General features: G+C 47.8%; 29 protein-coding genes. 14 read left to right on the top strand and 15 right to left on the bottom strand.

Annotated elements, in window-relative coordinates:
- The 4 genes from MKR94_RS07130 to fepB are packed head-to-tail and all read right to left on the bottom strand — an operon-like array spanning nucleotide 1 to nucleotide 3,752.
- On the bottom strand, nucleotides 1–792 hold the full coding sequence (locus MKR94_RS07130) for an ABC transporter ATP-binding protein (protein WP_241646316.1): 792 nt from the start codon (nucleotides 790–792) through the stop codon (nucleotides 1–3).
- Nucleotides 789–1,772, bottom strand: a complete 984-nt coding sequence (locus tag MKR94_RS07125; protein WP_241646315.1) for an iron chelate uptake ABC transporter family permease subunit — start codon at nucleotides 1,770–1,772, stop codon at nucleotides 789–791. Before MKR94_RS07125 ends, MKR94_RS07130 begins: the two co-directional genes overlap by 4 nt.
- Nucleotides 1,769–2,791: an iron chelate uptake ABC transporter family permease subunit gene (locus MKR94_RS07120; RefSeq protein ID WP_241646314.1), complete on the bottom strand. Its 1,023-nt coding sequence runs from the start codon at nucleotides 2,789–2,791 to the stop codon at nucleotides 1,769–1,771. Before MKR94_RS07120 ends, MKR94_RS07125 begins: the two co-directional genes overlap by 4 nt.
- Before the next feature lies 1 nt (nucleotide 2,792).
- Nucleotides 2,793–3,752: a Fe2+-enterobactin ABC transporter substrate-binding protein gene (gene fepB, locus MKR94_RS07115; protein ID WP_241646313.1), complete on the bottom strand. Its 960-nt coding sequence runs from the start codon at nucleotides 3,750–3,752 to the stop codon at nucleotides 2,793–2,795.
- A 165-nt stretch (nucleotides 3,753–3,917) separates the two neighbouring features.
- On the opposite strand from fepB, the gene MKR94_RS07110 reads away from it, so the two are divergent.
- Genes MKR94_RS07110 through MKR94_RS07090 form a run of 5 tightly spaced genes read left to right on the top strand, consistent with a single transcriptional unit; the run spans nucleotide 3,918 to nucleotide 8,811 of the window.
- Nucleotides 3,918–5,108: an isochorismate synthase gene (locus tag MKR94_RS07110; protein ID WP_241646312.1), complete on the top strand. Its 1,191-nt coding sequence runs from the start codon at nucleotides 3,918–3,920 to the stop codon at nucleotides 5,106–5,108.
- Between the two features lie 16 nt (nucleotides 5,109–5,124).
- Nucleotides 5,125–6,744 (top strand): (2,3-dihydroxybenzoyl)adenylate synthase, encoded by a 1,620-nt coding sequence (locus MKR94_RS07105; protein ID WP_241646311.1) that lies wholly within the window; start codon nucleotides 5,125–5,127, stop codon nucleotides 6,742–6,744.
- A 36-nt stretch (nucleotides 6,745–6,780) separates the two neighbouring features.
- The gene (locus MKR94_RS07100) at nucleotides 6,781–7,629 is read left to right on the top strand and encodes an isochorismatase family protein (protein WP_241646310.1); all 849 of its coding nucleotides are present in this window, start codon (nucleotides 6,781–6,783) and stop codon (nucleotides 7,627–7,629) included.
- 3 nt (nucleotides 7,630–7,632) lie between these two features.
- Entirely contained in the window at nucleotides 7,633–8,388 is a 756-nt protein-coding gene (gene dhbA / locus MKR94_RS07095; RefSeq protein ID WP_241646309.1) for a 2,3-dihydro-2,3-dihydroxybenzoate dehydrogenase, read from the top strand.
- Nucleotides 8,389–8,391: 3 nt separating this feature from the next.
- Complete coding sequence (locus MKR94_RS07090) at nucleotides 8,392–8,811, top strand: hotdog fold thioesterase (RefSeq protein ID WP_241646308.1); 420 nt, start codon at nucleotides 8,392–8,394, stop codon at nucleotides 8,809–8,811.
- Between the two features lie 35 nt (nucleotides 8,812–8,846).
- Here the strand turns inward: MKR94_RS07090 and cgtA are convergent, their stop codons facing one another.
- From cgtA to rplU, 3 genes are all read right to left on the bottom strand, one after another.
- Complete coding sequence (gene cgtA / locus MKR94_RS07085) at nucleotides 8,847–10,022, bottom strand: Obg family GTPase CgtA (RefSeq protein WP_241646307.1); 1,176 nt, start codon at nucleotides 10,020–10,022, stop codon at nucleotides 8,847–8,849.
- Nucleotides 10,023–10,262: 240 nt separating this feature from the next.
- Nucleotides 10,263–10,520, bottom strand: a complete 258-nt coding sequence (rpmA, locus tag MKR94_RS07080; RefSeq protein WP_048911377.1) for a 50S ribosomal protein L27 — start codon at nucleotides 10,518–10,520, stop codon at nucleotides 10,263–10,265.
- Between the two features lie 15 nt (nucleotides 10,521–10,535).
- Nucleotides 10,536–10,847, bottom strand: coding sequence for a 50S ribosomal protein L21 (rplU, locus tag MKR94_RS07075; protein ID WP_048911376.1), 312 nt, complete (start codon nucleotides 10,845–10,847; stop codon nucleotides 10,536–10,538).
- Between the two features lie 330 nt (nucleotides 10,848–11,177).
- Here rplU and ispB point away from each other — a divergent pair, with 330 nt between their 5' ends.
- Nucleotides 11,178–12,149, top strand: coding sequence for an octaprenyl diphosphate synthase (gene ispB / locus MKR94_RS07070; RefSeq protein ID WP_241646306.1), 972 nt, complete (start codon nucleotides 11,178–11,180; stop codon nucleotides 12,147–12,149).
- 19 nt (nucleotides 12,150–12,168) lie between these two features.
- Here ispB and MKR94_RS07065 read toward each other — a convergent pair whose 3' ends face one another.
- Nucleotides 12,169–12,777 carry a fumarylacetoacetate hydrolase family protein gene (locus MKR94_RS07065; protein WP_241646305.1) on the bottom strand — a complete coding sequence of 203 codons (609 nt, stop codon included), beginning with the start codon at nucleotides 12,775–12,777 and terminating at the stop codon, nucleotides 12,169–12,171.
- 301 nt (nucleotides 12,778–13,078) lie between these two features.
- Between MKR94_RS07065 and MKR94_RS07060 the strand changes: the two genes are divergently transcribed.
- Nucleotides 13,079–13,378, top strand: coding sequence for a helix-turn-helix domain-containing protein (locus tag MKR94_RS07060; RefSeq protein WP_241646304.1), 300 nt, complete (start codon nucleotides 13,079–13,081; stop codon nucleotides 13,376–13,378).
- 72 nt (nucleotides 13,379–13,450) lie between these two features.
- On the opposite strand, the gene murA is transcribed toward MKR94_RS07060, so the two are convergent.
- The 7 genes from murA to mlaF form a co-directional block, all read right to left on the bottom strand.
- Nucleotides 13,451–14,719 (bottom strand): UDP-N-acetylglucosamine 1-carboxyvinyltransferase, encoded by a 1,269-nt coding sequence (murA, locus tag MKR94_RS07055; RefSeq protein WP_241646303.1) that lies wholly within the window; start codon nucleotides 14,717–14,719, stop codon nucleotides 13,451–13,453.
- 67 nt (nucleotides 14,720–14,786) lie between these two features.
- Entirely contained in the window at nucleotides 14,787–15,041 is a 255-nt protein-coding gene (gene ibaG / locus MKR94_RS07050) for a BolA family iron metabolism protein IbaG (RefSeq protein WP_099822931.1), read from the bottom strand.
- A 100-nt stretch (nucleotides 15,042–15,141) separates the two neighbouring features.
- Nucleotides 15,142–15,441 carry a lipid asymmetry maintenance protein MlaB gene (mlaB, locus tag MKR94_RS07045; RefSeq protein ID WP_241646302.1) on the bottom strand — a complete coding sequence of 100 codons (300 nt, stop codon included), beginning with the start codon at nucleotides 15,439–15,441 and terminating at the stop codon, nucleotides 15,142–15,144.
- Complete coding sequence (gene mlaC, locus MKR94_RS07040; RefSeq protein WP_241646301.1) at nucleotides 15,438–16,103, bottom strand: phospholipid-binding protein MlaC; 666 nt, start codon at nucleotides 16,101–16,103, stop codon at nucleotides 15,438–15,440. The genes mlaB and mlaC overlap by 4 nt, the downstream gene beginning before the upstream one ends.
- An 11-nt stretch (nucleotides 16,104–16,114) precedes the next feature.
- The gene (mlaD, locus tag MKR94_RS07035) at nucleotides 16,115–16,651 is read right to left on the bottom strand and encodes an outer membrane lipid asymmetry maintenance protein MlaD (RefSeq protein ID WP_241646300.1); all 537 of its coding nucleotides are present in this window, start codon (nucleotides 16,649–16,651) and stop codon (nucleotides 16,115–16,117) included.
- Nucleotides 16,652–16,655: 4 nt separating this feature from the next.
- The gene (gene mlaE, locus MKR94_RS07030; protein WP_241646299.1) at nucleotides 16,656–17,438 is read right to left on the bottom strand and encodes a lipid asymmetry maintenance ABC transporter permease subunit MlaE; all 783 of its coding nucleotides are present in this window, start codon (nucleotides 17,436–17,438) and stop codon (nucleotides 16,656–16,658) included.
- A 3-nt stretch (nucleotides 17,439–17,441) separates the two neighbouring features.
- On the bottom strand, nucleotides 17,442–18,257 hold the full coding sequence (mlaF, locus tag MKR94_RS07025; protein WP_241646298.1) for a phospholipid ABC transporter ATP-binding protein MlaF: 816 nt from the start codon (nucleotides 18,255–18,257) through the stop codon (nucleotides 17,442–17,444).
- A gap of 202 nt (nucleotides 18,258–18,459) precedes the next feature.
- Between mlaF and MKR94_RS07020 the strand changes: the two genes are divergently transcribed.
- The 7 genes from MKR94_RS07020 to rpoN are packed head-to-tail and all read left to right on the top strand — an operon-like array spanning nucleotide 18,460 to nucleotide 24,324.
- The gene (locus tag MKR94_RS07020; protein ID WP_241646297.1) at nucleotides 18,460–19,443 is read left to right on the top strand and encodes a calcium/sodium antiporter; all 984 of its coding nucleotides are present in this window, start codon (nucleotides 18,460–18,462) and stop codon (nucleotides 19,441–19,443) included.
- A 10-nt stretch (nucleotides 19,444–19,453) separates the two neighbouring features.
- Nucleotides 19,454–20,440 (top strand): arabinose-5-phosphate isomerase KdsD, encoded by a 987-nt coding sequence (kdsD, locus tag MKR94_RS07015; RefSeq protein ID WP_241646296.1) that lies wholly within the window; start codon nucleotides 19,454–19,456, stop codon nucleotides 20,438–20,440.
- Nucleotides 20,441–20,457: 17 nt separating this feature from the next.
- Nucleotides 20,458–21,021: a 3-deoxy-manno-octulosonate-8-phosphatase KdsC gene (kdsC, locus tag MKR94_RS07010; RefSeq protein WP_241646295.1), complete on the top strand. Its 564-nt coding sequence runs from the start codon at nucleotides 20,458–20,460 to the stop codon at nucleotides 21,019–21,021.
- Entirely contained in the window at nucleotides 21,018–21,581 is a 564-nt protein-coding gene (gene lptC, locus MKR94_RS07005; protein ID WP_241646294.1) for an LPS export ABC transporter periplasmic protein LptC, read from the top strand. Before kdsC ends, lptC begins: the two co-directional genes overlap by 4 nt.
- Entirely contained in the window at nucleotides 21,565–22,116 is a 552-nt protein-coding gene (gene lptA, locus MKR94_RS07000; RefSeq protein ID WP_241646293.1) for a lipopolysaccharide ABC transporter substrate-binding protein LptA, read from the top strand. The genes lptC and lptA overlap by 17 nt, the downstream gene beginning before the upstream one ends.
- 5 nt (nucleotides 22,117–22,121) lie before the next feature.
- Nucleotides 22,122–22,847: an LPS export ABC transporter ATP-binding protein gene (gene lptB, locus MKR94_RS06995; RefSeq protein ID WP_048911363.1), complete on the top strand. Its 726-nt coding sequence runs from the start codon at nucleotides 22,122–22,124 to the stop codon at nucleotides 22,845–22,847.
- 43 nt (nucleotides 22,848–22,890) lie between these two features.
- Nucleotides 22,891–24,324 (top strand): RNA polymerase factor sigma-54, encoded by a 1,434-nt coding sequence (gene rpoN, locus MKR94_RS06990; RefSeq protein WP_241646371.1) that lies wholly within the window; start codon nucleotides 22,891–22,893, stop codon nucleotides 24,322–24,324.
- Nucleotides 24,325–24,467 lie beyond the last annotated feature (143 nt).

The following is a 24,467-nucleotide window of genomic DNA, read 5'->3' as shown; positions in this document are numbered from 1 at the left end:
TCATTTCCCGACGGGGACGATCATCGGTGTCCCTGCAATGGGATCAGCGATAATGACCGCTTTCAATCCGTAGACCTGCTCAATTAACTCCGCGGTGATAATCTCACTGGGTTTACCTTCGGCAATAATTGCCCCTTCACGCATCGCAATAAGATGGCTGGCGTAGCGACACGCTTGGTTTAATTCATGCAGTACCACGACTAATGTACGGCCATGGCGTTGGTTTAGCTCACGTAACAGTTCCATCAGCTCGATTTGATGAGTGATATCCAACCATGTCGTCGGCTCGTCGAGGAGCAATAGCGGGGTTTGCTGTGCCAACACCATGGCAATCCAGACACGTTGCCGCTGCCCTCCGGAAAGCTGCTCAACGGGACGATCCGCCAAATGGTCGATATGAGTCGCTGCCATCGCTTCAGCCACGGCTTGGCTATCCTCAAGACGCCATCCACCAAACAGTGACTGATGTGGATAACGTCCGCGGCCAACTAAATCTGCGACGGTGATCCCTGCAGGCGTATGGCTATTTTGAGGAAGCAAACCGAGTTGTCGGGCTACCTCTTTCGCCGGTAACTGATGGATAGCCTGCCCATCAAGAATAACTTGGCCGGCGACCGGTTTTATCACTCGACTTAGCGCTTTTAATAGCGTCGATTTCCCACAGGCGTTTGGACCAATAATCACCGTAAATTCGCCATCGGGAATCGTTACCGATAGCTGCTCTGCGACCGTTTTATTGTCGTAAGCCAATGTGAGGTCTCTCGCAGCAAGACGGGAAGAAGATAAACTCATGAACGTCTGGCCTCTCTAACCAAAAGTGACAATAGATAGATGCCGCCTACACTGACGGTAATTACCCCGACGGGAAGTTGATAAGGCAGGAAAGCATGTTGCGCCAGATAATCCGCGGCCAGTAGTAATAGACTGCCACATAATGCTGTATTCCATAATACACCAGACGGGCTGTTAGCCAGACGCCGTGCAATCTGTGGTGCCACCAGCGCAACGAAAGAGACAGGTCCAATCACCGCGGTGGGTACCGCGGTCAGTAAAGTGGCGAGTAACAGCAATCCTAACCGCGTTCGCTCCGTGCGGATGCCCAGCGCGCAGGCTAAGTCGTCCCCCATCTCCATGAGCCGCATCCGTTTCGCTAACATCGCGACCCCGAGTAGTGCGATAATTACCGCAGGAAAAACCAGGGTAACGCTCTGCCAATTTACGCCGTTCAATGACCCAGCACTCCATAAGCCTGCGCTCATCGCAGTACTTAACGAAGTTGAGGTTATCACCCAGCCATTAAACGACATAAGCAGAGCTCGAATACCTATTCCTATCAAAATTAATCGATAAGGGGTGATACCTTGACGCCAAGCCAATAGATAGATGATGGTGCCGGTTAACGCGGCGCTCACCAACGAGGCTAACGTCATAGCGAACAGGTTACTGGGCCACAGTAGCATAACGGCGAGAACGCCAGAGAAAGCACCCGCGTTAAGACCTAATACATCCGGACTACCCAGTGGGTTACGTAAAATGGATTGGAAAATCGCGCCGCTGATCCCTAGCGCCGCGCCACAGAATACTGCAATAAGCACTCGGGGTAGCCGCCACTCGACGACAACTAATCGCAAACCTGCAGGTCCGTTTCCCGTGAGGAGCAGCCATAGGTCGTGTAGCGATAACGGGATAGCGCCACGACATAGTGCGCTGAACATCACCGACCCGACCGCAAACAATAAGAAACAGAAAATAATCAGTGGACGTTTCTTCATGACATGCCACGCCCTATCCGATGACGAACGAGAATAATTAAGACGGGGGCACCGATAAGAGCAGTGATAATCGATACACGAATTTCACTAGGGGCAATACTACGACCAATAATATCAGCAAGCAGTAAAACAGCCGGGGTGATTAGCACCGTACCCGGTAAAAAATAACGATGGTCGCTGCCTAAGATGCCACGCGCAAGATGCGGCGCAACCAGTCCAATAAAAGCAATAGGGCCGGTCAGAGCCGTTGCACAGGCAGATAATAACGCGATAAGCAGTAGCCCACACAGCTGCACAAGTCCGACGCGTGTTCCTAAGGTGCGAGCGAGATCCTCGCCCATGCTGATCGCATTTAATGAACGACTCAGCATCAACGTGCAAAGGGTAGCAATCGCTACCACCGGGCCGAGTAAGCTAAAGATCGTAAGTTGCCGTACATCTAATGACCCGGTTTGCCAGAAGCGCAGATGATCGTAAATATCGGGGTTTAACAGAGAGATACCACTCGTCAGCCCTTCTAAAATAGCCGCTAACGAAACACCTGCTAACGTCAGACGAATCGGGTTCAATCGGCCGCCGCGTCCTGCACCGGTAATCGCCACGACAATGGCCGCCAAAAGAGCCCCTAAAAATGCTAAAGAAAAACTCTGCCAGAAAGAGAGTGTTCCCCAGAAACTTAATCCCACGACGGTAACAAAACTGGCACCTGAATTGACGCCCAATAGACCAGGATCAGCGAGCGGATTCCTCGTCAGAGATTGCATCAATGCACCGGCTAGCCCCAGCGCACAGCCTGCGACTAAGCCAGCCAAGGTCCGCGGCAGCCGTGAATACCGGATAATGTCGCAATTCTCACTGTGACAGGTATACCACAATGACAGGCTTGACCAGCTTTCTGATAAGGGAATCGTCTTGGCTCCAGTCAGCAAACTCACAATGATTAAGCCAAATAAGACGATTATTGCCCCGGAAAAGAGTCCTAAGGGTTTACACCACGAAGAGGATTGAGTGTTTTTCACCTTAATGCACAAAGAGTTTTTCTAGCATCGCTAAAGTATCTGTCGCGCTGTAGTAATCTAAACGGAAATTATCGTTACCCAGCGGGTAGACATGCTCTTGCTTCACAGCAGATGCTTGCTGTAGAAAACGATCATCATTCACTTGTTTGACCGTATTATCGTCCGCGACGAACATTAACCAGCTTTTACCACTCAGCCCTTCACTCATTTTTTCACCGGAAAGCTGAATAATATCTTTACGCTGTCCCATACTGTGGCTAGTTGCCAGCCCGGTCGGCGTTGGCGCTAGGGTGAACCCTAACTGTTGTAACAGTTTCCCTTGAGCAGAGTCTGCGGTCCAGAGATTCACCTCTTTCCCACCTCCATTCCAAACAAAAGCGGAGACAGGCTGAGGAGGGAGTTTTAATTTGGGTTTTAATGCGGCAACGCGCTGGTCAAACTGATGAACTAAGGTATTCGCTTGATCTTCATGACCGGTAGCTTGACCTAGCAGCGTAACGATCTGCTGCCAGCTTTTATTGTCATAATTGACGACAATCGCTGGTGCAATGCTTGAAAGTTGATTCACTAACCGCAGCGCGCTGTCGTGCCCCGTGGCGCTGACGACGATTAAGTCCGGGGCCTGCGCAGCCACCATCTCGGCATTCGCCTCACCAATATATAAGCGCTGTACGTGCTTTTGCTTCGCCACAGCACCCCATTGGCTAAAAAAGCCTTGGTTATCGGTAAAGCGGCTATTCGGCACACCTGCACCGCTGGCTATCACAGGGGCATCGATGGCGAGTAACGATCCCGTCAGGGTAACACTGGTCGAGACGATTCTTTTCGGTGCACTCTTTATTGTCACCGTCCCATTATCCGTCACGACTTGCCTTGGCCAATCGGCTGCTTGACTCAGCCCTGCTAAAGGTAACAACACACTGACTAAGAGAATATTTAGCAGTCTTGAGCGTCGGATCATAATGGCTTTCCTATATGAGCATCTAGTGCGTAATCCTAAGGTCTTAATGAGAAGTTAACCTTAAGTGGGCCTCATCAGTTGACAGGTAAGGGAGTTAAGCGTAGCTTACCGCCAAAATTCAAATGATAATCATTATTAATTATCTTATCATTTAATGGTGCTATTATGGTCGAAATCACTGCCGTTGAAAATATTCCACACTGCAAAATTCAACAACAGGGCGCATTAAACGAACGTTTTCTGTTTACCTCTCCAGAAACCAGCCTGCTGACTGACGGTTGCTTTAAACGTATTACCCAGCCTTTGCTTGATGGCGAGGGAAGCCAAGACGCTTTTCAACAGATGCTGCGGGAACAATTTCGTCTTGCCCGTGCCGCAGGGATTAGAGACCCATTAGTGGTGGGAGCTATTCCCTTTGATTCCCATCAGCCGACCGCGCTGTTTATTCCCCAGCAAGTTACCCGTACCGACCGTGACCAATTGGCCACAGAGCTCCGTTCTTCTCTACAGCAACCGATCGCCTCAATCACCGGTCAGCAAGCTTACCCTGATCAACCCCATTTTATGAAGATGGTAAGCGATGCTGTCGCAGCAATGAATCGAGGTGAGCTAGATAAAGTCGTTCTTTCTAGGCTGCTAAAATTGACGACAGAGGACCCTATTGATAGCACTGCGTTGATGGGCCGCATTATGGCGCAGAACCCGGATAACTATCATTTCCATGTCCCGCTTACAAATAACGAAGTATTACTGGGTGCAAGCCCTGAACTCCTGCTACGTAAGCAAAAAAATCAATTTAGCTCTCGCCCTTTAGCCGGTTCAGCAAAGCGTCAGCTAGACCAAGAGGACGATTATCGTGTAGGCCAGACGCTGCTTGCATCGACCAAAGACCGCCATGAGCATCAGCTAGTTATAGACGCGATGGCAAAAGTATTAGCCCCGGTCGCTGAGCAGTTACAAGTGCCGCAAGTTCCAGAATTGGTCACCACCTCACAACTGTGGCACCTTGCGACCACCGTACAAGGGATTACCCATCACGCTGAAGAAAATGCGCTAGCGCTAGCAGGATTACTTCACCCTACCCCTGCATTGAGCGGCTACCCTCATCAGTTAGCTTGCCGTCTAATTCAACAGTTAGAGCCTTTCCCTAGAGAACTCTTTGGTGGCATGGTGGGTTGGTGCGATGATGAAGGTAATGGCGAATGGGTCGTGACGATTCGTTGTGCACAATTAACCCCACAACAGGTTACCCTCTTTGCCGGCGCAGGTATCGTTCCTGCTTCCGATCCGCTTTCGGAGTGGCAAGAGACCGGTACCAAACTCAGTACTATGCTAAAAGCCTTCGGTTTACATTAATTTTAGGTACGTATTCATGAGCATTTCTTTTACGCCTTGGCCTGCAGAGCTGGCGGCACGTTATCGTGAAAAAGGCTATTGGTTAGACCTTCCTCTAACAGATATTCTCGATCGGCATCATGATAGCGATCGCCAAGCGATTATCGATGCGATACAAACGCTCAGCTACCGCCAGCTTGCACAATACAGCGACCAATTGGCTGCACAGTTACAAAGTCGTGGGATGCGATCGGGGGATACGGCATTAGTTCAGCTGGGGAATCACTGCGAATTTTATATTGTCTTTTTTGCCCTATTAAAATTAGGCGTAGCCCCGGTTAATGCACTTTTCAGCCACCAGCGCAGCGAATTGAGTGCCTATGCCGCTCAAATTAAACCTCGGTTACTAATCGCCGACCGACAACATTCGGTCTTTAGCGATAATCGTTTTATCGATGAACTCCGCGCGCAGTGTCCGGAGCTCCAACATCAAGTTTGGCACAACGCTGTTGACGAAGAACCGAGTTTATTGTCGCTGTATACTCAAGCCGCCGACTCGTTCACCCCAACACCAAGTGCCGCAGATAACGTAGCCTTTTTCCAATTGTCGGGAGGCAGTACTGGAACCCCTAAACTGATTCCTCGTACCCACAACGACTATTATTACAGCATTACTGGTAGTGTCGATATTTGCCAATTTACAGAGCAGACGCGTTATTTATGCGCACTGCCTATCGCCCATAACTACCCCATGAGCTCACCGGGTATTCTTGGCGTACTATACAGTGGTGGACTTAGCGTTTTGGCACCCGATCCAAGCCCAACTACCTGCTTTAGCTTAATCGCCGAACACCTTATTAATGTCACGGCCTTAGTACCGCCTGCGGTGAGTCTCTGGTTGCAGTCGATACAAGAGTGGAACTGCGCGCATCAGCTCGCTTCACTGCGTTTACTGCAAGTTGGCGGAGCCAAGCTGAGCGAAAGTTTAGCCGCACGAATTCCTGCAGAAATCGGCTGCCAGTTACAGCAAGTATTTGGTATGGCAGAGGGCTTGGTGAACTATACGCGTCTCGATGACGATCAACAGACCATCCTTACCACGCAAGGCTGCCCTATTTCACCCGATGATGAAGTCTGGGTGGCTGATGAAGCAGGCCAACCGCTTCCGGTTAATACGACCGGCCGTTTAATGACCCGTGGTCCATATACTTTCCGTGGATACTATAATAGCCCAGAACATAATGCGGCTTGCTTCGATCAACAGGGCTTTTATTGCTCAGGCGATCTCATTTCGATTGATGAACGCGGCTATATTACTGTTCAGGGCCGTGAAAAAGATCAAATCAATCGTGGCGGGGAAAAGATTGCCGCTGAAGAGATCGAGAATCTTTTACAACGACATCCAGACATTATCCACGCTGCTCTTGTCTCGATGAGTGATGAATTATTAGGTGAAAAAAGTTGCGCCTATATCGTCACCAAACAAGCGGTAAAAGCTGTACAGCTACGTCGCCATTTACGTGACCAAGGGATAGCCGAATTTAAATTACCCGATCGATTCGTCTTTAGCGACGCCATACCGCTAACCCCAGTCGGAAAAGTGGATAAAAAGTTGCTCCGTCAGCAACTACTTGAAGAAAGTAAGAACAATGCTTAATGCCCCTATTTATAGTGTATCGATTTTGGAGTTGTCATGAGTATCCCTAAACTAACGGCCTATGCCCTGCCGACCGCCGATGAGTTACCGAAGAATAAAGTGAACTGGACCTTCGAACCACAACGCGCTGCATTATTAATTCACGATATGCAAAACTACTTCCTTAATTTCTGGGGAGAAAATAGTGAATTTGTCGATACCGTAGTAGGCCATATCGCGGCCTTACGCCAACAATGTAAAGCGTTGGGTATCCCAGTGTTCTACACTGCACAACCCAATGAGCAAAGTGATGAGGACCGCGCTCTACTGAACGATATGTGGGGGCCTGGCTTAAATCGTCATCCTGAGCAACAAAAAGTAACCGCCGCCTTGGCCCCAGATGAACAAGATATCGTCCTGACCAAGTGGCGTTACAGTGCTTTTCAGCGCTCTGATCTTGAACAGCAGCTGAAAGCGATGGGTCGCGACCAATTGATTATCACCGGTGTCTATGCCCATATTGGTTGCCTGACTACCGCGACAGATGCATTTATGCGGGATATCAAACCCTTTATGGTTGCCGATGCTTTGGCCGACTTCAGTCGAGAAGAGCATCTTATGGCGCTAACCTACACCGCTGGTCGCAGTGGAAAAGTGGTGATGACCGATGACCTGCTATTACTGCCTGCCTCAAAGCAAGCGTTACGCGATGCCATTTTACCCTTGCTCGAAGATGATGATATTCCAGAAGATGACGAAAATCTGATTGATTATGGCCTAGACTCAGTACGAATGATGGCATTGGCTTCACGCTGGCGTCAGGCGATTCCGAGTATGGACTTCGTAACGCTAGCGAAAACGCCTACTTTCGATGCTTGGTGGGTACTACTTTCTGGGAATAAATAACGGATGATGAGTATGGATTTTCGCGACAAATATGTCTGGGTGACCGGTGCTGGCCAAGGGATTGGTTACGACGCAGCCTGTGCGTTTCATCAAGCTGGCGCCATCGTTATTGGCTTCGATAAACAGTTTTCCGGCGAGCACTATCCTTTCCACTGCACAGTCATGGACGTTGCCGATCCTCAACAGGTCGCTGACGTCTGCCAAGCGCAATTAGCCCAGCAACCTCGTCTTGATGTCTTAGTCAATGCTGCAGGTATTCTACGTATTGGTGCGACCGACGTCTTGAGTTTCGAAGATTGGCAAGCCTGCTTTAATGTTAATGCCGGTGGAGCGTTTAACCTCTTTTCACAAACGCTTCCGCTATTTCGTCAGCAAGGGTTTGGCGCTATTGTCAGCGTTGCCTCTAATTCCGCTCATGCCCCACGTCTTGGCATGTCGGCATATGGTGCATCCAAAGCGGCGTTACGCAGCCTTTGCCAGACGGTAGGTTTAGAAATGGCCCCCTATGGGGTGCGCTGCAATATCGTTTCGCCGGGCTCAACAGATACCGCAATGCAACGTAGCTTATGGCATACCCCTGAAGCTGAGCAGCAGATGATTAATGGTTTTCCTGATCAGTTTAAACTCGGTATTCCTTTGAAAAAGATCGCTAAACCCCGCGAGATCACTAACACGATCCTGTTTCTAGCATCGGATCTTGCGAGCCATATCGTATTACAGGATATTGTTATTGATGGTGGTGCAACCTTAGGCGCATAGCAAATGCAGACGATCTGGAAAAAATCCATCGACCTTGACGCCCTCAATGATATGGGGAAAAACTGTCTGATCGAACATCTCGGGATTGTCTTCACTGCCCTGCATCCCACGCACCTCGAAGCAGAAATGCCGGTAGATGCCCGTACTTGCCAGCCTTTTGGTTTACTCCATGGTGGCGCAAGTGTGGTGTTGGCCGAGTCGATGGGATCGATGGCGGGTTGGCTGACCTGTCACCAAGGGCAAAATGTGGTCGGTATTGAGGTGAATGCTAGTCATCATCGTGCTGTCGCCAACGGCAAAGTGACGGCGGTATGCCAGCCTCTGCACCTTGGTGGGCAAATACAGGTTTGGCAGATAGAGATTAAAAACCTACGAGGTAAACTCTGTTGCAGTGCTCGACTGACGGTGACAATACTAGGGTAACGTAAAAGGGGTAACCACTCGGTTACCCCTTCTTTTTAGCGTTGATAAATAATTTCAACACCTTCTTCGTCTTCGTCGTCCCAGTCATCCCAGTCTTCGTCATCTTCTTCTTCGACGGTATGCTGTTCGAGCGTTTCGCGGTGGTAATCGTCCCACATAAACTCGACTTTCTCTGCCGCTTTCTCTGCTTTAGCTTCTTCTTTCGGCTGAGAATTAATAAACTTCATCACGTCCCAGCAAAGATCTTTAACGCCTTGTTGGCTCGCAGCAGAGATCAGGTAGTAATCACCTTCCCATCCCAGATCAGCAGCGATCTGTTTTGCACGCTCAGCCGCTTCTTCCGGATCGAGTAAGTCCACTTTATTGAATACCAACCAGCGCGGCTTTTGGTAAAGCTTCTCGCTGTATTTTTCTAACTCGCCAAGGATGATCCGCGCATTATCCACTGGATTACTTTCATCGATCGGTGCCAGATCAATAAGGTGAAGTAAGACACGACAACGTTCAAGGTGTTTTAGGAAGCGAATACCGAGACCTGCTCCATCCGCAGCACCTTCGATTAAACCAGGAATATCAGCGACAACAAAGCTCTGCTCGTTGTCCATACGTACAACACCTAAGCTCGGCACTAAGGTGGTGAAGGGATAGTCTGCTACTTTAGGTTTTGCAGCGGATACAGCACGAATAAACGTCGATTTACCGGCATTAGGCAGTCCTAACATCCCTACATCAGCCAGTAGCATTAACTCCAGCTGAAGATCGCGTTCTTCACCCGGCGTACCGTTAGTTTTCTGGCGTGGCGTACGGTTAACGGAAGATTTAAAACGCGTGTTGCCAAGTCCATGCCAGCCACCTTTAGCGACCATCAAGGTTTGTCCATGCTCGGTCATATCCCCTAGCGTTTCGCCAGTGCCTTGATCGATAACTCGCGTTCCCATTGGGACCTTTACCGTCACGTCTTTACCACGTTTACCGGTACAGTCACGGCTTTGGCCATTTTGACCACGTTCCGCGCGGAAAGCTTTCTCAAAACGGTAATCAATGAGGGTATTCAGGTTTTCATCGGCAACCAGCCAGACGTCACCGCCATCACCGCCGTCACCGCCATCAGGACCACCTTTAGGGATATATTTTTCGCGGCGGAAACTGATACAGCCATTTCCACCGTCGCCAGCAACGACAAGGATCGTTGCTTCATCAACAAATTTCATTTCTTCTCTCCGTCATGCATACGCCGTCCAGAGCTAGGTCGGCGGGTCCGCCAGGGTCATATCAGCTGACCGGCAGCGGATCTTAATGTTTGATCTTAATAATAGTGAGTAGGAATAGGCGATCAAACAAGGAACTCGTTCGTGTAGTCAACGATCTTTTACAACAGAATGTAAAAAGCCCCGCAAAGCTGCGGGGCTTTAATTCTTCAGTCCTACAGGTAAACCTGCAGAGAGAACCGATTACTCAGCAACGATGCTGACGTATTTACGGTTTTCTGGACCTTTAACTTCGAATTTGATTTGACCTGTTGCAGTAGCGAACAGAGTGTGGTCACGACCACAACCAACATTGTTACCTGCGTGGAATTTGGTTCCACGTTGACGAACAATGATGCTACCTGCTAGTACAGTTTCTCCGCCAAAGCGTTTAACGCCAAGACGTTTAGCGTTTGAGTCACGACCGTTACGAGTCGAACCACCAGCTTTCTTGTGTGCCATTTGTTAAATCTCCTCTTAAGCGCTGATGCCAGTAATTTTCACATCAGTGAACCACTGACGGTGGCCTTGCTGCTTACGATGGTGTTTACGACGACGAAACTTAACAATTTTAATTTTCTCGCCACGACCATGAGCTACGACTTCAGCTTTGATAACACCACCAGAAACTAACGGTGCACCAATAGTCACTTCTTCGCCATTAGCAATCATCAGAACCTGGTCAAACTGAACAGTTTCACCGGTTGCAATGTCTAATTTTTCCAAGCGAACGGTCTGACCTTCGCTTACTCGGTGTTGTTTACCACCACTTTGGAAAACCGCGTACATATAAACTCCGCTTCTGCGCTAGCCTTTTAGGTTAAATAGGCGGCGCGATAAAATATTCACATAGGGCGCGAATTCTACGCAACTATCCCGCAGAAAACAAGTGAACTTTTCAGGTATTGCAGAAAAAAAAACCAAGTCACGCTCCAAGGTTTCGCAATACGAAATTTCTAGTACAATAAGTTTATTCTTAGTGATCATTATTGATAAATTAACGCTCGATGAGAGTGTTACACTAACTCTTTGGCGTGGTTCTGGACACCAGCAGAATTTCCGCGACTTTTACCCGAAATGCCGTTGAAGATGGCTCACAGAGATAAACTGACTAATTGTATGAATTTAGAGCAGATAACAGAACTTACCGCCCCGGATATGGCCGCGGTAAATAAAAATATTCTCAAGCAGCTTGATTCAGATGTCGTCCTCATCAGTCAACTAGGCCATTATATCGTTAGCGGTGGCGGTAAGCGAATTCGACCCATGATTGCGGTACTTGCTGCACGCTCACTCAACTATGAGGGTGAAAAACATATCCTCAATGCTGCCCTGATCGAATTTATCCACACTGCTACCCTACTCCACGATGATGTTGTCGATGAATCTGATATGCGTCGGGGTAAAGCGACCGCCAATGCTGCTTTTGGTAACGCGGCGAGCGTCTTGGTCGGTGACTTTATTTATACCCGTGCCTTTCAGATGATGACTCAACTAGGATCCTTGAAGATCCTTGAGCTCATGTCAGAAGCCGTAAATGTGATCTCTGAAGGCGAGGTCTTGCAGTTGATGAACTGTAATGATCCGGATATTACGGAAGAGAGTTATCTACGTGTTATCTATAGTAAGACAGCACGTTTGTTTGAAGCCGCGGCACAGACCTCAGCCATTCTCGCTGACGCCACGCCTGAACAAGAGCAAGCACTGAAAGATTACGGTCGTTATATTGGTACCGCCTTCCAGTTGATCGACGATCTTTTAGACTACAGCGCCGATAATGCAGCGCTGGGTAAAAACGTCGGCGACGATCTGAGTGAAGGCAAACCGACCCTTCCTCTATTACATGCGATGCGTAATGGTACGCCAGAGCAAGCCGCAATGATCCGCTGTGCGATCGAAGAAGGGAATGGACGTCATCTGCTGGATCAAGTGCTTGAGACGATGCAGCAGTGTGGTTCCTTGGCTTGGACACAGCAAAGAGCAGAGGAAGAGGCAAATAAGGCCATTCAAGCTTTGGCAATACTTCCGGCCACTCCTTGGCGTGAAGCACTCGAGGCCCTTGCGCACATGTCAGTACAACGCGACCGCTAAGCCACGACGAGCTACAAGCTTACTCCACTTGTAGCTCAGCCATTATTTCACCTTCCAGCGTTAATCGCAGTTTATCTCCGCTTTCTAGCTTTCCCACCCCCTTAGGAGTTCCAGTAAAAATAATATCTCCTGGCTGTAAGGCAATATAACGGCTAATAAACGCAATTATCTGCTTAATACTGAATACCATTTCACTGCTCACACCTTGTTGAACTGTCTCACCATTGATAGCCAACCCAAAATGGATCGGTTGCGGGACAGTCTGTTTCGCAACAAAATCACTGACATAGCAGGAGCCATTAAATCCCTTAGCCAGTAACCAGGGTAATTTTTTACTCTTCAAATCGGCTTGCAGATCACGGGCAGTAAGATCTAAGCCTATGGCTACACTGTCGTAGTACGCATCCGCTTGATCGGGTTCGATCTGAAAAGCAGGCGCAGAGATCCTTACCACAATCTCCGTTTCATAGTGAACATCTTGGGAGAACGTCGGTAAGGTGATGGTATTGCCAACGATCAATGCGCTATTCGGTTTACTAAATACCACAGGATCTTCTTCAACTCGATTGCCTAGCTCTTGGGCATGTTCAACGTAATTACGGCCAATACAGTAAATATTATTGATCATTATTCACTCCAGCTGAGGGGGATACGACAGGTTTCCGCTATGTTGATTAGCGCCATGCTTGAACATAGCAGGACTGCGTTCGCTTTTCCTTATAAATACTCTCTATCCAGACGGGTAATAACCTAATTTTTTGGAATTAATGGGAATATTAATGCGTTACAGTAATCACAATAAATTTGCGATATATCCTGCATATGGAAGTAAACTAATCATATTTATATAGAAACTTTAGGTAATTTCCTGCTATAAATTTCTATAGCATAAGAATTAAATGGATAATTCAAACAGCATGGAGAATGACATGGAAAAGTTAAAAAACGACTGGCACAGTGCTGACATTATTGCGGCATTACGTAAAAAAGGGACATCGTTAGCGGCCGTTTCCAGGAATGCAGGCCTCAGTTCTTCGACCCTTGCCAATGCCCTTTCGCGCCCTTGGCCAAAAGGTGAACTATTAATTGCACAAGCCATTAATATTCATCCTGCCGAAATCTGGCCGAGTCGTTACTACGATCCGATTACAGAAGAGTTATTAGATAGATCGCAATTAATTCGAGCAAAAAGGAAGAAAAAGTCTAGCGAGCCCGATGTCAGCCCTTAACACTACTACACTCTAGAAATAAAAAAGCCCCGATACTGCGTTGCAGTCGGGGCTTATTATTAGATGACAACGTTATTCATTATCGTCAGGGACTCGGTCAATGGTTGCCCCTAATCCACGGAGTTTATCTTCGATATGCTCGTAACCGCGATCGATATGATAGATGCGCTCCACATAGGTTGTCCCTTCAGCAATACATCCCGCAAGAACTAAGCTAGCTGAAGCACGTAAATCGGTCGCCATAACTTGTGCGGCAGAGAGTTTTTCAACACCGTGACAGATTGCAGTATTACTTTCAATCTCCGCGTGGGCGCCCATACGAATGAGTTCTGGGATATGCATAAAACGATTCTCGAAGATCGTTTCAGTAATAATCCCCGTGCCCTCTGCAACTAAGTTAAGTAGCGTGAATTGCGCTTGCATATCAGTAGGAAAGCCTGGATGAGGTGCAGTGCGTATATTCACCGCCTTTGGTCTACGCCCGTGCATATCCAATTTAATCCAATCTTCGCCCGTCTCTACCGTTGCACCCGCATCGCGAAGTTTTGCCAGCACAGCATCCATCGTATCGGGACGTGCTTTCTTACAGAGAATGTTCCCACCCGAAATCGCCGCTGCGACTAAAAATGTTCCCGCTTCGATACGGTCAGCCACTACGGTATAGGTGCCCCCACCCAGACGTTCAACGCCTTCAATGGTAATTTTATCCGTACCCGCTCCGCTAATTTTCGCGCCAAGGGTTTTTAAAAATTCAGCGGTATCGACGATTTCTGGTTCACGCGCTGCATTTTCAATAATGGTTGTGCCTTCAGCGACAGTTGCCGCGCTCATTATCGTGACGGTTGCGCCCACACTCACTTTATCCATGACGATGTGTGCACCTTTTAAGCGTCCATCGACTGTCGCTTTCACGTAGCCTTCTTCAAGCTTGATCTGTGCACCCAGTTGTTCAAGACCAGTGATGTGTAAATCAACAGGACGAGCGCCAATCGCACAACCACCTGGAAGTGAAACCTGACCGTGGCCAAAACGCGCGACCAGCGGGCCAAGTGCCCAAATCGATGCACGCATAGTTTTTACTAGCTCATACGGGGCACAGAAGATATTTACTTGGCTAGCATCAACCAGAACCGCACCATCTTTGCGCTCGACTTTTGCCCCTAATTGGGTCAGCAACTTCATCGTTGTATCGATATCACGCAGTTCAGGAACATTTTGGAGTGTTACAGGTTCCTCAGCGAGCAAAGCGGAAAAAAGAATGGGTAGCGCCGCATTTTTTGCGCCGGAAATGGTGACTTCACCGCTTAAACGTGAAGGCCCCTGTACTCGAAATTTATCCATTGATACGGTTCTCAATTAACACTCAATATGCAGGATAGTAACCGCGGCAAGCCGCCATCACTATAGTTTAGAAGCCATTTAATTTACGATCACGCGCCCATTCAGTGGGGGTGTAGGCCTTAATGGACACAGCATGAATGCGGTTATCCGCAATATATTGCATTAGGGGCGCGTAAACCGCTTGCTGCTTCTTAACACGGCTAAGCTCAGTAAACATCTCGCCAACCGCTATCACTTGGAAGTGACTGCCATCGCCGGTGACATGGACTTCATCTAGCGTCAGTGCTTGCTCTAGCACCGCTTGGATTTCATTGGTTTCCATTGCGCTTTCCTACTCCTCAATTTAGGGCCGTTATCTTAGTCCAATTTGCCCTCATCATAAACAAGGAAAGCTCCTGAATCTATCAGCCAAATTTATTTGTTTACGCACTGACCTCACAAGGCAAGACACCCTGTAGATTATAGAGAACAATCAGTGAGCGTAGCGCGGGCTGCACCCCCTGCAAGATCAGTGGATCTTTTGCTTCATCAGACGCAGTGAAGTGCACCAATAGGGCAAGCCCTGCAGAATCGACACGCGAAAGCTGCGAGAGGTCAATCGTGCGTACCCCTGATAACACCTGATGTCGCTGCTGCCATAGTTCGGCTAACGCGTTATGCACTAATTCGCCTTGTAAGGAGAGAGTACTCTCCTCACATTGCCAATGGAGTGTCGGGCTCATTTAGCACCCTGACCTAGAGTAATAGGTTGGTTCGCATAAACTTTTAATTGGGCCGTCAAACCATCAATCCCCTTGGTACGCAGCAGATCCGCCCACTCATTTTGCTTAGTCGTGATCATGCTAATCCCTTCTGCAACCATATCGTAGGCTTGCCATTTACCTGTTTGGGTATTCTTACGCCATTGGAAATCTAAGCGAACTGGCGGGCGACCATCAGGGTCGATAATAGAGACGCGGATCGCAAGCATCTTCGCATCACCTACCGGTTGAGCCGGAGCGATTTGATAGGTTTGTCCATGATAGAGCGCTAATGCTTGACCGTAAGCCTGTGCGAGGTAATCTCCAAAAGCATTAAAATAAGCCTCTTTTTGCGCCGGGGTCGCTTGGCTGTAATAGCGGCCAAGTACCAATGCCCCAGCGTATTTTATTTGTACGTAAGGCAGTAACTCTTGGCGCACGACATCGCGTAGATAGCTTGGGTTCTGCTTAATTTTAGGCTGTTCATTTTTCAAACGGTTAAATGTTTTTGCCGCAGCCTGATTCATCAAAGTATAGGGGTTAGTTTGATCCACTTGCCCTTCAGTAGGCGCCGCAGCATACACAGAACCTATTGTCATCGGCATTACAGCCAGTACGCCTGCTAGAAGTAGTGATTTAGACATCGTATTTCCTCTTAGTGAGCGACAGGAGTCGGTTGGGGAGCAGCGCTATCTGACGTGCTATTGTCAGAAGATTTACTATCGTTACTCTTATACAAGAATTGGCCAATCAGGTCTTCCAGCACCATCGCCGATTTTGTATCAGTGATTTTCCCGCCATTTTTCAACATGCTGGTACCCAATTCAGGATCGCTGAAACCTAAGTTTAGCGCGAGATATTGCTCCCCTAATAACCCTTGGGTGCGGATAGCTAGACTACTGCTGTCTGGAATCTTATTCTGGTAGTGATTATCAATCGCCAGCGACACGGTAGGCGTTAACGTAGCATCGTCAAGGGATATATGGGTGACGCGGCCGATAACAACTCCACCAATTTTCACCGGTGAGCCTGCTTTTAATCCGCCAATATTGTCAAATTGGGCACTTAATGACCACGTTGGTGCACTGCGCCAAGCGGTGATATTCGCGACGCGTAGGCAGAGAAATAATCCTGCAAGAATCGCCAATAATAGAAATAATCCCACCAATATTTCACTTTTTTTATTTTGCATAACCTTAATTCCCAAACATCAGTGCAGTGAGCACAAAATCTAATCCAAGGATCGCTAACGAAGCATGGACGACCGTTCGTGTCGTAGCACGACTGATCCCTTCAGAAGTCGGCGTCGCATCGTAGCCGTTGAACAGGGCTATCCAGGTCACCGTAATCGCGAAAACGATACTTTTAATCACACAGTTAACGAGGTCAGTCTGAAAATCGACACTGCTCTGCATTGCGCCCCAGAAGAACCCCGCGTCAATACCTTTCCAGAAAACCCCTACCAGCGCACCGCCTAATATGCCGACCGCGGTAAATATGATGGAGAGTAGTGGCATGCTGATAACACCTGCCCAAAAACGTGGGGCTACGACTCTACGCAACGGGTCCACCGCCATCATTTCCATACTGGAGAGTTGCTCAGTCGCTCTCATTAAGCCGACTTCAGCCGTTAACGCAGATCCCGCACGACCAGCAAAGAGTAAAGCGGTGACCACCGGTCCTAATTCTCGGAGTAGAGAAAGCGCAACGACCATGCCCAAACTGGTTTCGGCGCCATACGTTTTTAAAACCATATAACCTTGAAGACCGAGCACCATACCAATAAAAATACCGGAAACTACTATGATCAATAACGATAAAACCCCTAGGCTATAAAGCTGCCGAAGAAGCAAGCGCCCTTGTTGTAAAGGTTCGGGTTTCCCTACAATGGCGTGGAATAACATTAAGCCGGCGCGCCCTAGCGCTTGGCAGCGTGCTATTCCCCAGCGGCCAAGCTTCGCAAATACAGTTAATACCATGATTTAGACACCCCTCGTCCCGACTAAATCTGTCAGATAGTCTCCGGCAGGATAGCGGAAAGGGACTGGCCCATCAGCTTCCCCATTAATAAACTGCCGTACTTGCGGATTATCGTTCGCGCGTAAATCAGTAGGCACGCCTTGGGCAACAATACGTTCACCTGCCACAATGTAAGCATAGTCGGCAATACTTAGTACTTCAGGCACATCGTGCGATACCACGATACAGGTTACGCCTAACGCTTGGTTAAGCTCGTCAATTAACTTTACTAACACACTCATGGTGATGGGATCCTGCCCAACGAACGGCTCATCGAACATGATTAGATCAGGTTCTAACGCAATAGCCCGCGCTAAGGCAACACGACGGGCCATCCCACCCGATAATTCTGCAGGCATCAACTTTTCTGCACCGCGTAAGCCGACCGCCTCCAACTTCATCATGACAGTCGTGTGCAATAGCGCGGCAGGGAGCTGTGTATGCTCCCGTAGCGGCCAGGCCACGTTGTCGTACACGTTCAAATCCGTGAAAAGCGCTCCCGATTGGAAAAGCATGCTCATTTTCTTTCGAGCCTGATAAAGCTTACTCCGCGATAGTGTCGGGATATTCTGGTTTTGAAACAAAATTTCTCCAGAATCTGGGGTTAGCTGCCCACCAATCAAGCGTAATAAGGTGGTTTTACCAATGCCCGATGGCCCCATAATCGCGGTGACTTTCCCTTCAGGAACCGTTAACGAAATATTATCGAAAATCGTTCGATTTCCCCGTTTAAACGACATATTACGAATATCCACAATGGGAGTTTGTGACTGCACCATAACGACCTCATTTCATGGATAGTGGTGATTAAGGCTAGCGTAAACTTAGCTAGTTGAACGAATTCTACCGAAAGGAGAAAATTTTTTTTAATTAATTACGGCTTAAAATTTACTTTTAGGCAAAGTACCTTCAAAATTCTTAAAAATTAGAGGTTACTCGCCTATAACCTTCTCGTTCGTTTGCGCTTACCAAGGAATGTTGATGTTAATCTCAGCCATGCTGTTTATTGTTGGCTTATTTTTGCTCGCCTATGGCAGTGATCGGCTCGTTTTTAGCGCAGCAGTATTGAGTCGTATGCTGGGGATTTCTCCCCTTATCATTGGGGGGGTGATTGTAGGACTAGGGACCTCACTTCCGGAGATTATTCTCTCTTTCTCAGCCTCTCAGCAAGGTTTACGGGAGCTTGCGGTTGGACTCGCCTTGGGCTCAAATATTACCAATGTCTTATTTATTCTCGGCATTGCCCTTGTACTACGCCCTATCTCCTTGCACTCGGCATTATTACGCCATGAGCTACCGTTGATGTTACTGGTGACCTTACTTGCAGGCCTAGTTCTGGTGAACCGACAATTAACGCTTTGGGATGGTATTGCGCTACTTTTCGTCGCGCTAATCTATCTTTACGGTATGTTACGCTTGATTACACGCACCTCCAGCGTCACACCCGATCAGCTCACTCAAGAACAGCTATCGGTATTACCCGATCAGCAAATTTCTTTTACCGTGGCACTCTTATGGTTGGGTGTAGCGCTGATTCTATTACCGATCGCTACCCGAATGATCCTCGATAATGCGTTGGTCGTGGCCGATTTCTTTGGATTGAGTCAACGTGTTGTCGGACTCCTTTTCTTGTCCATCGGCACCAGCCTGCCCGAATTGGCCACAGTTATTGCAGGCGTAACCCGTGGACAACAGCATTTAGCAATAGGGAATTTAGTCGGTGCGCACATTTATAATCTTGCCATCGCATTAGGATTACCGGCCCTTATCGATCCTGACAATATTTCCGAAAAAACAGTTAATCACGATTTTTGGCTAGTATTGGGCGCTAGTTCACTATTAACTTTACTTTGTCTTAAACAAAATAAAGTTAATGGGCGTATTATAGGAATACTATTGCTAGCTGGATTTTTAATCTGGGCGTTTTGGCTATGCTGTCCATTCAGGCCAATGATGACATCTTAAGGATAATACTATGGGTTTTCAGCCTGAACCAAAAAACATCAATTTTATTGATGCGGGCAAGAAAGTGCTGCGTATTGAACGAGAGTGCTTGAAACAATTAGAAGAATTTATTAATCAACAGTTCTCCAGCGTTTGTGAAATGATGTTCCATTGCTCTGGAAAAATCGTTGTGATGGGAATGGGTAAATCAGGTCACATTGGTCGTAAAATTGCGGCCACCCTCGCCAGTACCGGTACACCGGCCTTTTTCGTTCATCCAGGAGAAGCCAGTCATGGCGATTTAGGGATGATTAGCCCGAATGATATCGTCTTGGCGATCTCGAACAGTGGAGAGTCCGAAGAAATCCTTTCGCTTATCCCTGTCATTAAACGATTAGCGATCCCATTGATTTGTATGACGGGAAGGCCTGAAAGTACTATGGCCCGGGCTGCACTAGTCCATCTGTGTATTAAGGTTCCTTTTGAGGCTTGCCCGCTTGGATTAGCGCCAACCAGTAGCACAACGGCAACCCTGGTGATGGGGGATGCGCTAGCAGTCGCTTTATTGGAAGCGAAAGGGTTTACCCAAGAAGATTTTGCATTGTCCCATCCTGGCGGTGCGTTAGGCCGGAAACTACTGCTTCACGTAAGTGATATAATGCACTCAGGAGACGAAGTCCCCATCGTCACTGAGTCTGCCTCGCTGCGCGATGCGCTTTTGGAAATCACCCAGAAAAAAATGGGAATGACAGTGATTACCAAGACTGAAGGCCAAATCGCCGGCATTTTTACCGATGGCGATTTACGTAGGGTGATCGATATGAATATTGATCTACAATCGACGCCTATTGCTCGGGTTATGACGCATGGCGGTATTCGTGTTCCCCCACAAATTTTGGCAGTGGATGCGCTGAATATCATGCAACAAAAAAATATCACCTCCCTCCTCGTTGAGGAGCAGGGAAAACTAATGGGTGTTGTACACTTGCACGATATGTTGCGTGCTGGCGTCGTATAAACAGGACAGATTATTTAATGAATGCAGAAAGCCATGTTGACTCATGTTACGGCCCTATTCCACGTGAAGTAATGGAACGCGCAGCGCAGATAACACTTCTTATTTGCGATGTGGATGGCGTAATGTCCGATGGGAATGTCTATCAAGGGAATTCTGGTGAAGAACTCAAAGCGTTCAATGTCAGAGACGGTTATGGCATCCGCTGCCTATTAACCAGTGACATCGGTGTGGCAATTATTACTGGGCGAAAAGCCAAACTGCTCGAAGACCGCTGTGCGACGCTAGGTATTCAACATTTATATCAAGGGCAATCCAATAAAATCATCGCCTATCAACAGCTACTGGACACATTGCACTGTGAACCTCATCAAGTCGCCTATATTGGCGATGACCTGATCGATTGGCCAGTAATGAAGCAAGTAGGGCTGAGTGTTGCGGTCGCAGATGCTCATCCGTTAATTCAGCAAAGAGCACATTACACAACGGGTATTGCCGGTGGACGGGGCGCAGTCAGGGAACTTTGTGATATTATCCTTATGGCACAAGATAAATTTGAACAAGCCGAAGGGTTATCAATATGAGTAACGCGCGTAAATGGATAGTAGGGCTTCTCGCGATAATCGCGCTAGTTCTCATTGGCTTGAATATAACGTCATCGAACAATAAAAGCGCTTCTTCGGCAATGAGCGATCAATCTCCAACTTATACCAGCGAAACGTCTAAAACGGCTGTTTACAACCCGCAGGGATCATTAGCGTACCAACTCGTCTCTAAGCAAGTCGAATATTTCGACGCACAACAACTGACTTGGTTTACCCAGCCAGTACTAACGACCTATGACGAAACAAAACGCGCGACGTGGGTATTGACTGCTGATAAGGCAAAGCTTACGCAGGACAGAATGCTCTATCTCTATGGGCATGTTGTCGTGCAATCTCAACTTTCAGACTCGCGCTTACAACGTCTTACGACCGATTCCGCGCAAGTTAATTTAGTGACCCAAGATGTCACCTCTAGTGATAAAGTGAATCTTCAAGGCATTGGATTTGAGTCTAACGGAATGAAATTACGCGGTAATTTACGCGCGAAAACAGCCGAGTTGCTTGAAAAGGTAAATACTTCTTATGAAATTCAAAAATAAATCTTCATTAAATCTGCTACTAGCAAGCGGATTACTCGCGCTGAGTCTCCCTGCATTAGCCGTTACTGGCGACTCAGATCAGCCTGTTCATATTAATTCTATCAATCAATCCTTAGATATGGATGGCAATATTGCGACGTTCACCGGGAATGTCGTGATCACGCAAGGGACGATTAAAATCCAAGCCGATAAAGTTGTCGTCACCCGCCCGGGGGGCGATAGTAAGAAAACCTTAGTCGATGCTTACGGTAACCCCGCAACTTTCTACCAAATGCAAGATAATGGTAAACCGGTGAAAGGTAGGGCGAGTAAACTTCACTATAATTTAGCAGCCGATTCCGTCGAACTGACTGGTAACGCTCATGTCCAGCAACTTGATAGTAATATCAATGGCGACCGCATTACCTATCTGGTGAAGGCACAGAAAATGCAAGCTTACAGCCAAGGCCAATCGAAGCGTGTGACGACAGTATTGATGCCGTCTCAGCTACAGGACGACAAAAAATCCTCCACCCCTAAAACCAGAGGTCAATAAGTCCTATGGCAACGTTAACGGCAAAAAATTTAGCGAAGTCCTATAAAGGCAGACAAGTCGTCGGTGATGTTAGCTTAGACGTTAAATCGGGTGAAATCGTCGGTTTATTAGGGCCTAATGGTGCGGGAAAAACCACCACGTTCTACATGGTCGTCGGCATTGTCCAACGTGATGCCGGACGGATCATTATTGATGACGAAGACATCAGCTTACTCCCCCTACATGCACGTGCACGCCGCGGAATAGGTTATCTTCCACAAGAAGCCTCTATCTTCAGACGATTAAGTGTTTATGATAACTTAATGGCGGTATTACAGATCCGTGATGATCTGAACAATGACCAACGTAAAGCACGAGCCGATGAGCTTTTGAAAGAGTTCCATATCGAACACTTAAGAAAGAGTTTAGGTCAGTCATTGTCCGGTGGTGAACGCCGCCGTGTAGAAATTGCACGTGCTTTAGCGGCTAATCCTAAATTTATTTTATTGGATGAACCCTTTGCAGGTGTTGACCCGATCTCGGTGATTGATATAAAAAAGATTATCGAACATTTACGCGACAGTGGCCTAGGTGTGTTGATCACAGACCATAATGTGCGAGAAACTCTCGCGGTGTGTGAACGTGCCTATATAGTAAGCCAAGGACAATTGATTGCTCACGGAACGCCAGAAGAGATTCTTGAAGATGAGCAAGTGAAACGGGTATATTTAGGAGAGGAATTCCGACTGTAGTATCAGGCTGTTTTTTTACTTTCTGGCAATTGGGTCTAAGATGATGAAACAAAGTCTGCAATTCAGACTCAGCCAGCAGCTGGCAATGACTCCGCAGTTACAGCAGGCGATTCGCTTGCTGCAGCTTTCTACTCTTGAACTACAACAAGAGCTGCAATTAGCGTTAGAGAGTAATCCATTATTGGAACAAACTGACTCGCTCTCTGAAATTGATACGGTGGAAGATGCAGAAAGTGCTTCACTTGATACGCGTGAAGCATTAGAACAGCATGACATGCCGTCTGAACTGCCTCTTGATACCGAATGGGACTCGATCTATACCGCGGGTACACCATCCGGTACCGGCAGTGATTATCATCAAGACGAACTCCCTGTTTATCAAGGCGAAACAACGCAATCTCTGCAAGATTACTTAACCTGGCAAGCGGATCTTACGCCCTTTTCAGAAACGGACCGTGCGATCGCCACCTCCATCATCGATGCCATCGACCCCACTGGATACCTCACTGTCCCGCTTAAAGATATCTTGGAGAGCGTGGGGATTGACGACTGCGATATCGATGAGGTCGAGGCAGTGTTAAAACGTATCCAACACTTTGACCCTATCGGTGTTGCGGCTCGGGACCTGCAAGAGACTCTGTTGATACAGCTCTCGCAATTCACGGTAAATACCCCTCATCTGCCTGAGGCTCGGAGTATTATTCAACAACATCTCGACCTGCTCGCTAACCACGACTTTAGGGGATTGATGCGTGTCACACGGCTAAAAGAAGAGATATTGAAAGGTGCCATACAGCTAATCCAGACCCTTGACCCGCGACCGGGACAGTCAGTAAACACTGGCGACTCAGATTATGTTATCCCGGATGTGTTGGTCAAAAAGAGGGGGAAAAAATGGGAAGTTGAACTCAACTCGGATAGCCTGCCGCGCTTAGGTATCAATCAGCATTACGCCGCTATGAGTGGCGGTTCGGCCAATGAAAGTGATAATCAATTTATCCGTAGCCACCTGCAAGAGGCTCGTTGGTTAATAAAAAGCGTGGAAAGCCGCAACGAAACGCTTCTGAAGGTTTCTCGATGTATTGTCGAACAACAACAAGCCTTCTTCGAGCTAGGCGAAGAGCATATGCGCCCGATGGTCTTGGCGGATATTGCCGACGTGATAGAGATGCATGAGTCAACCATTTCACGCGTCACGACTCAGAAGTTCTTACACAGCCCGCGAGGTATCTTCGAGCTTAAATATTTCTTCTCGAGCCATGTTAATACGGACAATGGCGGCGAAGCATCGTCTACCGCTATTCGAGCACTGGTAAAACGCTTTATTGCCGCCGAAAATCCCGCTAAGCCACTTAGCGATAGTCGACTGACGACCTTACTGTCTGAACAAGGCATTATCGTTGCCCGTCGGACGGTGGCAAAGTACCGAGAGTCTCTGACCATCCCTCCCTCTAATCAGCGAAAACGGCTTATCTAAGTATATTGCGCAACGGGGATAAAAAGCGCATAGTGATTTCAGCTATGTAAATTATTTGCCTGCATAAAGTGTTCTGTTACCATGCAGGCCAATCAATGATCGTCATTAACCACGGTGTATGTGTCTGACTCATCGTCAAACCG

This window comes from Rosenbergiella metrosideri, assembly GCF_022602565.1.
Taxonomy (GTDB): domain Bacteria; phylum Pseudomonadota; class Gammaproteobacteria; order Enterobacterales; family Enterobacteriaceae; genus Rosenbergiella; species Rosenbergiella metrosideri.
The sequence above is the reverse complement of the archived record's forward strand: the minus strand, read 5'-3'. Positions and strand labels throughout refer to the sequence as shown.

What these genes read in the sequence shown, in the direction of transcription:
- MKR94_RS07130 (WP_241646316.1), bottom strand. Translation starts at nt 792, where the DNA reads ATGAGTTTATCTTCTTCCCGTCTTGCTGCGAGAGACCTCACATTGGCT.
- MKR94_RS07125 (WP_241646315.1), bottom strand. Translation starts at nt 1,772, where the DNA reads ATGAAGAAACGTCCACTGATTATTTTCTGTTTCTTATTGTTTGCGGTC.
- fepB (WP_241646313.1), bottom strand. Translation starts at nt 3,752, where the DNA reads ATGATCCGACGCTCAAGACTGCTAAATATTCTCTTAGTCAGTGTGTTG.
- MKR94_RS07110 (WP_241646312.1), top strand. Translation starts at nt 3,918, where the DNA reads ATGGTCGAAATCACTGCCGTTGAAAATATTCCACACTGCAAAATTCAA.
- MKR94_RS07105 (WP_241646311.1), top strand. Translation starts at nt 5,125, where the DNA reads ATGAGCATTTCTTTTACGCCTTGGCCTGCAGAGCTGGCGGCACGTTAT.
- MKR94_RS07100 (WP_241646310.1), top strand. Translation starts at nt 6,781, where the DNA reads ATGAGTATCCCTAAACTAACGGCCTATGCCCTGCCGACCGCCGATGAG.
- dhbA (WP_241646309.1), top strand. Translation starts at nt 7,633, where the DNA reads ATGATGAGTATGGATTTTCGCGACAAATATGTCTGGGTGACCGGTGCT.
- MKR94_RS07090 (WP_241646308.1), top strand. Translation starts at nt 8,392, where the DNA reads ATGCAGACGATCTGGAAAAAATCCATCGACCTTGACGCCCTCAATGAT.
- cgtA (WP_241646307.1), bottom strand. Translation starts at nt 10,022, where the DNA reads ATGAAATTTGTTGATGAAGCAACGATCCTTGTCGTTGCTGGCGACGGT.
- rpmA (WP_048911377.1), bottom strand. Translation starts at nt 10,520, where the DNA reads ATGGCACACAAGAAAGCTGGTGGTTCGACTCGTAACGGTCGTGACTCA.
- rplU (WP_048911376.1), bottom strand. Translation starts at nt 10,847, where the DNA reads ATGTACGCGGTTTTCCAAAGTGGTGGTAAACAACACCGAGTAAGCGAA.
- ispB (WP_241646306.1), top strand. Translation starts at nt 11,178, where the DNA reads ATGAATTTAGAGCAGATAACAGAACTTACCGCCCCGGATATGGCCGCG.
- MKR94_RS07065 (WP_241646305.1), bottom strand. Translation starts at nt 12,777, where the DNA reads ATGATCAATAATATTTACTGTATTGGCCGTAATTACGTTGAACATGCC.
- MKR94_RS07060 (WP_241646304.1), top strand. Translation starts at nt 13,079, where the DNA reads ATGGAAAAGTTAAAAAACGACTGGCACAGTGCTGACATTATTGCGGCA.
- murA (WP_241646303.1), bottom strand. Translation starts at nt 14,719, where the DNA reads ATGGATAAATTTCGAGTACAGGGGCCTTCACGTTTAAGCGGTGAAGTC.
- ibaG (WP_099822931.1), bottom strand. Translation starts at nt 15,041, where the DNA reads ATGGAAACCAATGAAATCCAAGCGGTGCTAGAGCAAGCACTGACGCTA.
- mlaB (WP_241646302.1), bottom strand. Translation starts at nt 15,441, where the DNA reads ATGAGCCCGACACTCCATTGGCAATGTGAGGAGAGTACTCTCTCCTTA.
- mlaC (WP_241646301.1), bottom strand. Translation starts at nt 16,103, where the DNA reads ATGTCTAAATCACTACTTCTAGCAGGCGTACTGGCTGTAATGCCGATG.
- mlaD (WP_241646300.1), bottom strand. Translation starts at nt 16,651, where the DNA reads ATGCAAAATAAAAAAAGTGAAATATTGGTGGGATTATTTCTATTATTG.
- mlaE (WP_241646299.1), bottom strand. Translation starts at nt 17,438, where the DNA reads ATGGTATTAACTGTATTTGCGAAGCTTGGCCGCTGGGGAATAGCACGC.
- mlaF (WP_241646298.1), bottom strand. Translation starts at nt 18,257, where the DNA reads ATGGTGCAGTCACAAACTCCCATTGTGGATATTCGTAATATGTCGTTT.
- MKR94_RS07020 (WP_241646297.1), top strand. Translation starts at nt 18,460, where the DNA reads ATGTTAATCTCAGCCATGCTGTTTATTGTTGGCTTATTTTTGCTCGCC.
- kdsD (WP_241646296.1), top strand. Translation starts at nt 19,454, where the DNA reads ATGGGTTTTCAGCCTGAACCAAAAAACATCAATTTTATTGATGCGGGC.
- kdsC (WP_241646295.1), top strand. Translation starts at nt 20,458, where the DNA reads ATGAATGCAGAAAGCCATGTTGACTCATGTTACGGCCCTATTCCACGT.
- lptC (WP_241646294.1), top strand. Translation starts at nt 21,018, where the DNA reads ATGAGTAACGCGCGTAAATGGATAGTAGGGCTTCTCGCGATAATCGCG.
- lptA (WP_241646293.1), top strand. Translation starts at nt 21,565, where the DNA reads ATGAAATTCAAAAATAAATCTTCATTAAATCTGCTACTAGCAAGCGGA.
- lptB (WP_048911363.1), top strand. Translation starts at nt 22,122, where the DNA reads ATGGCAACGTTAACGGCAAAAAATTTAGCGAAGTCCTATAAAGGCAGA.
- rpoN (WP_241646371.1), top strand. Translation starts at nt 22,891, where the DNA reads ATGAAACAAAGTCTGCAATTCAGACTCAGCCAGCAGCTGGCAATGACT.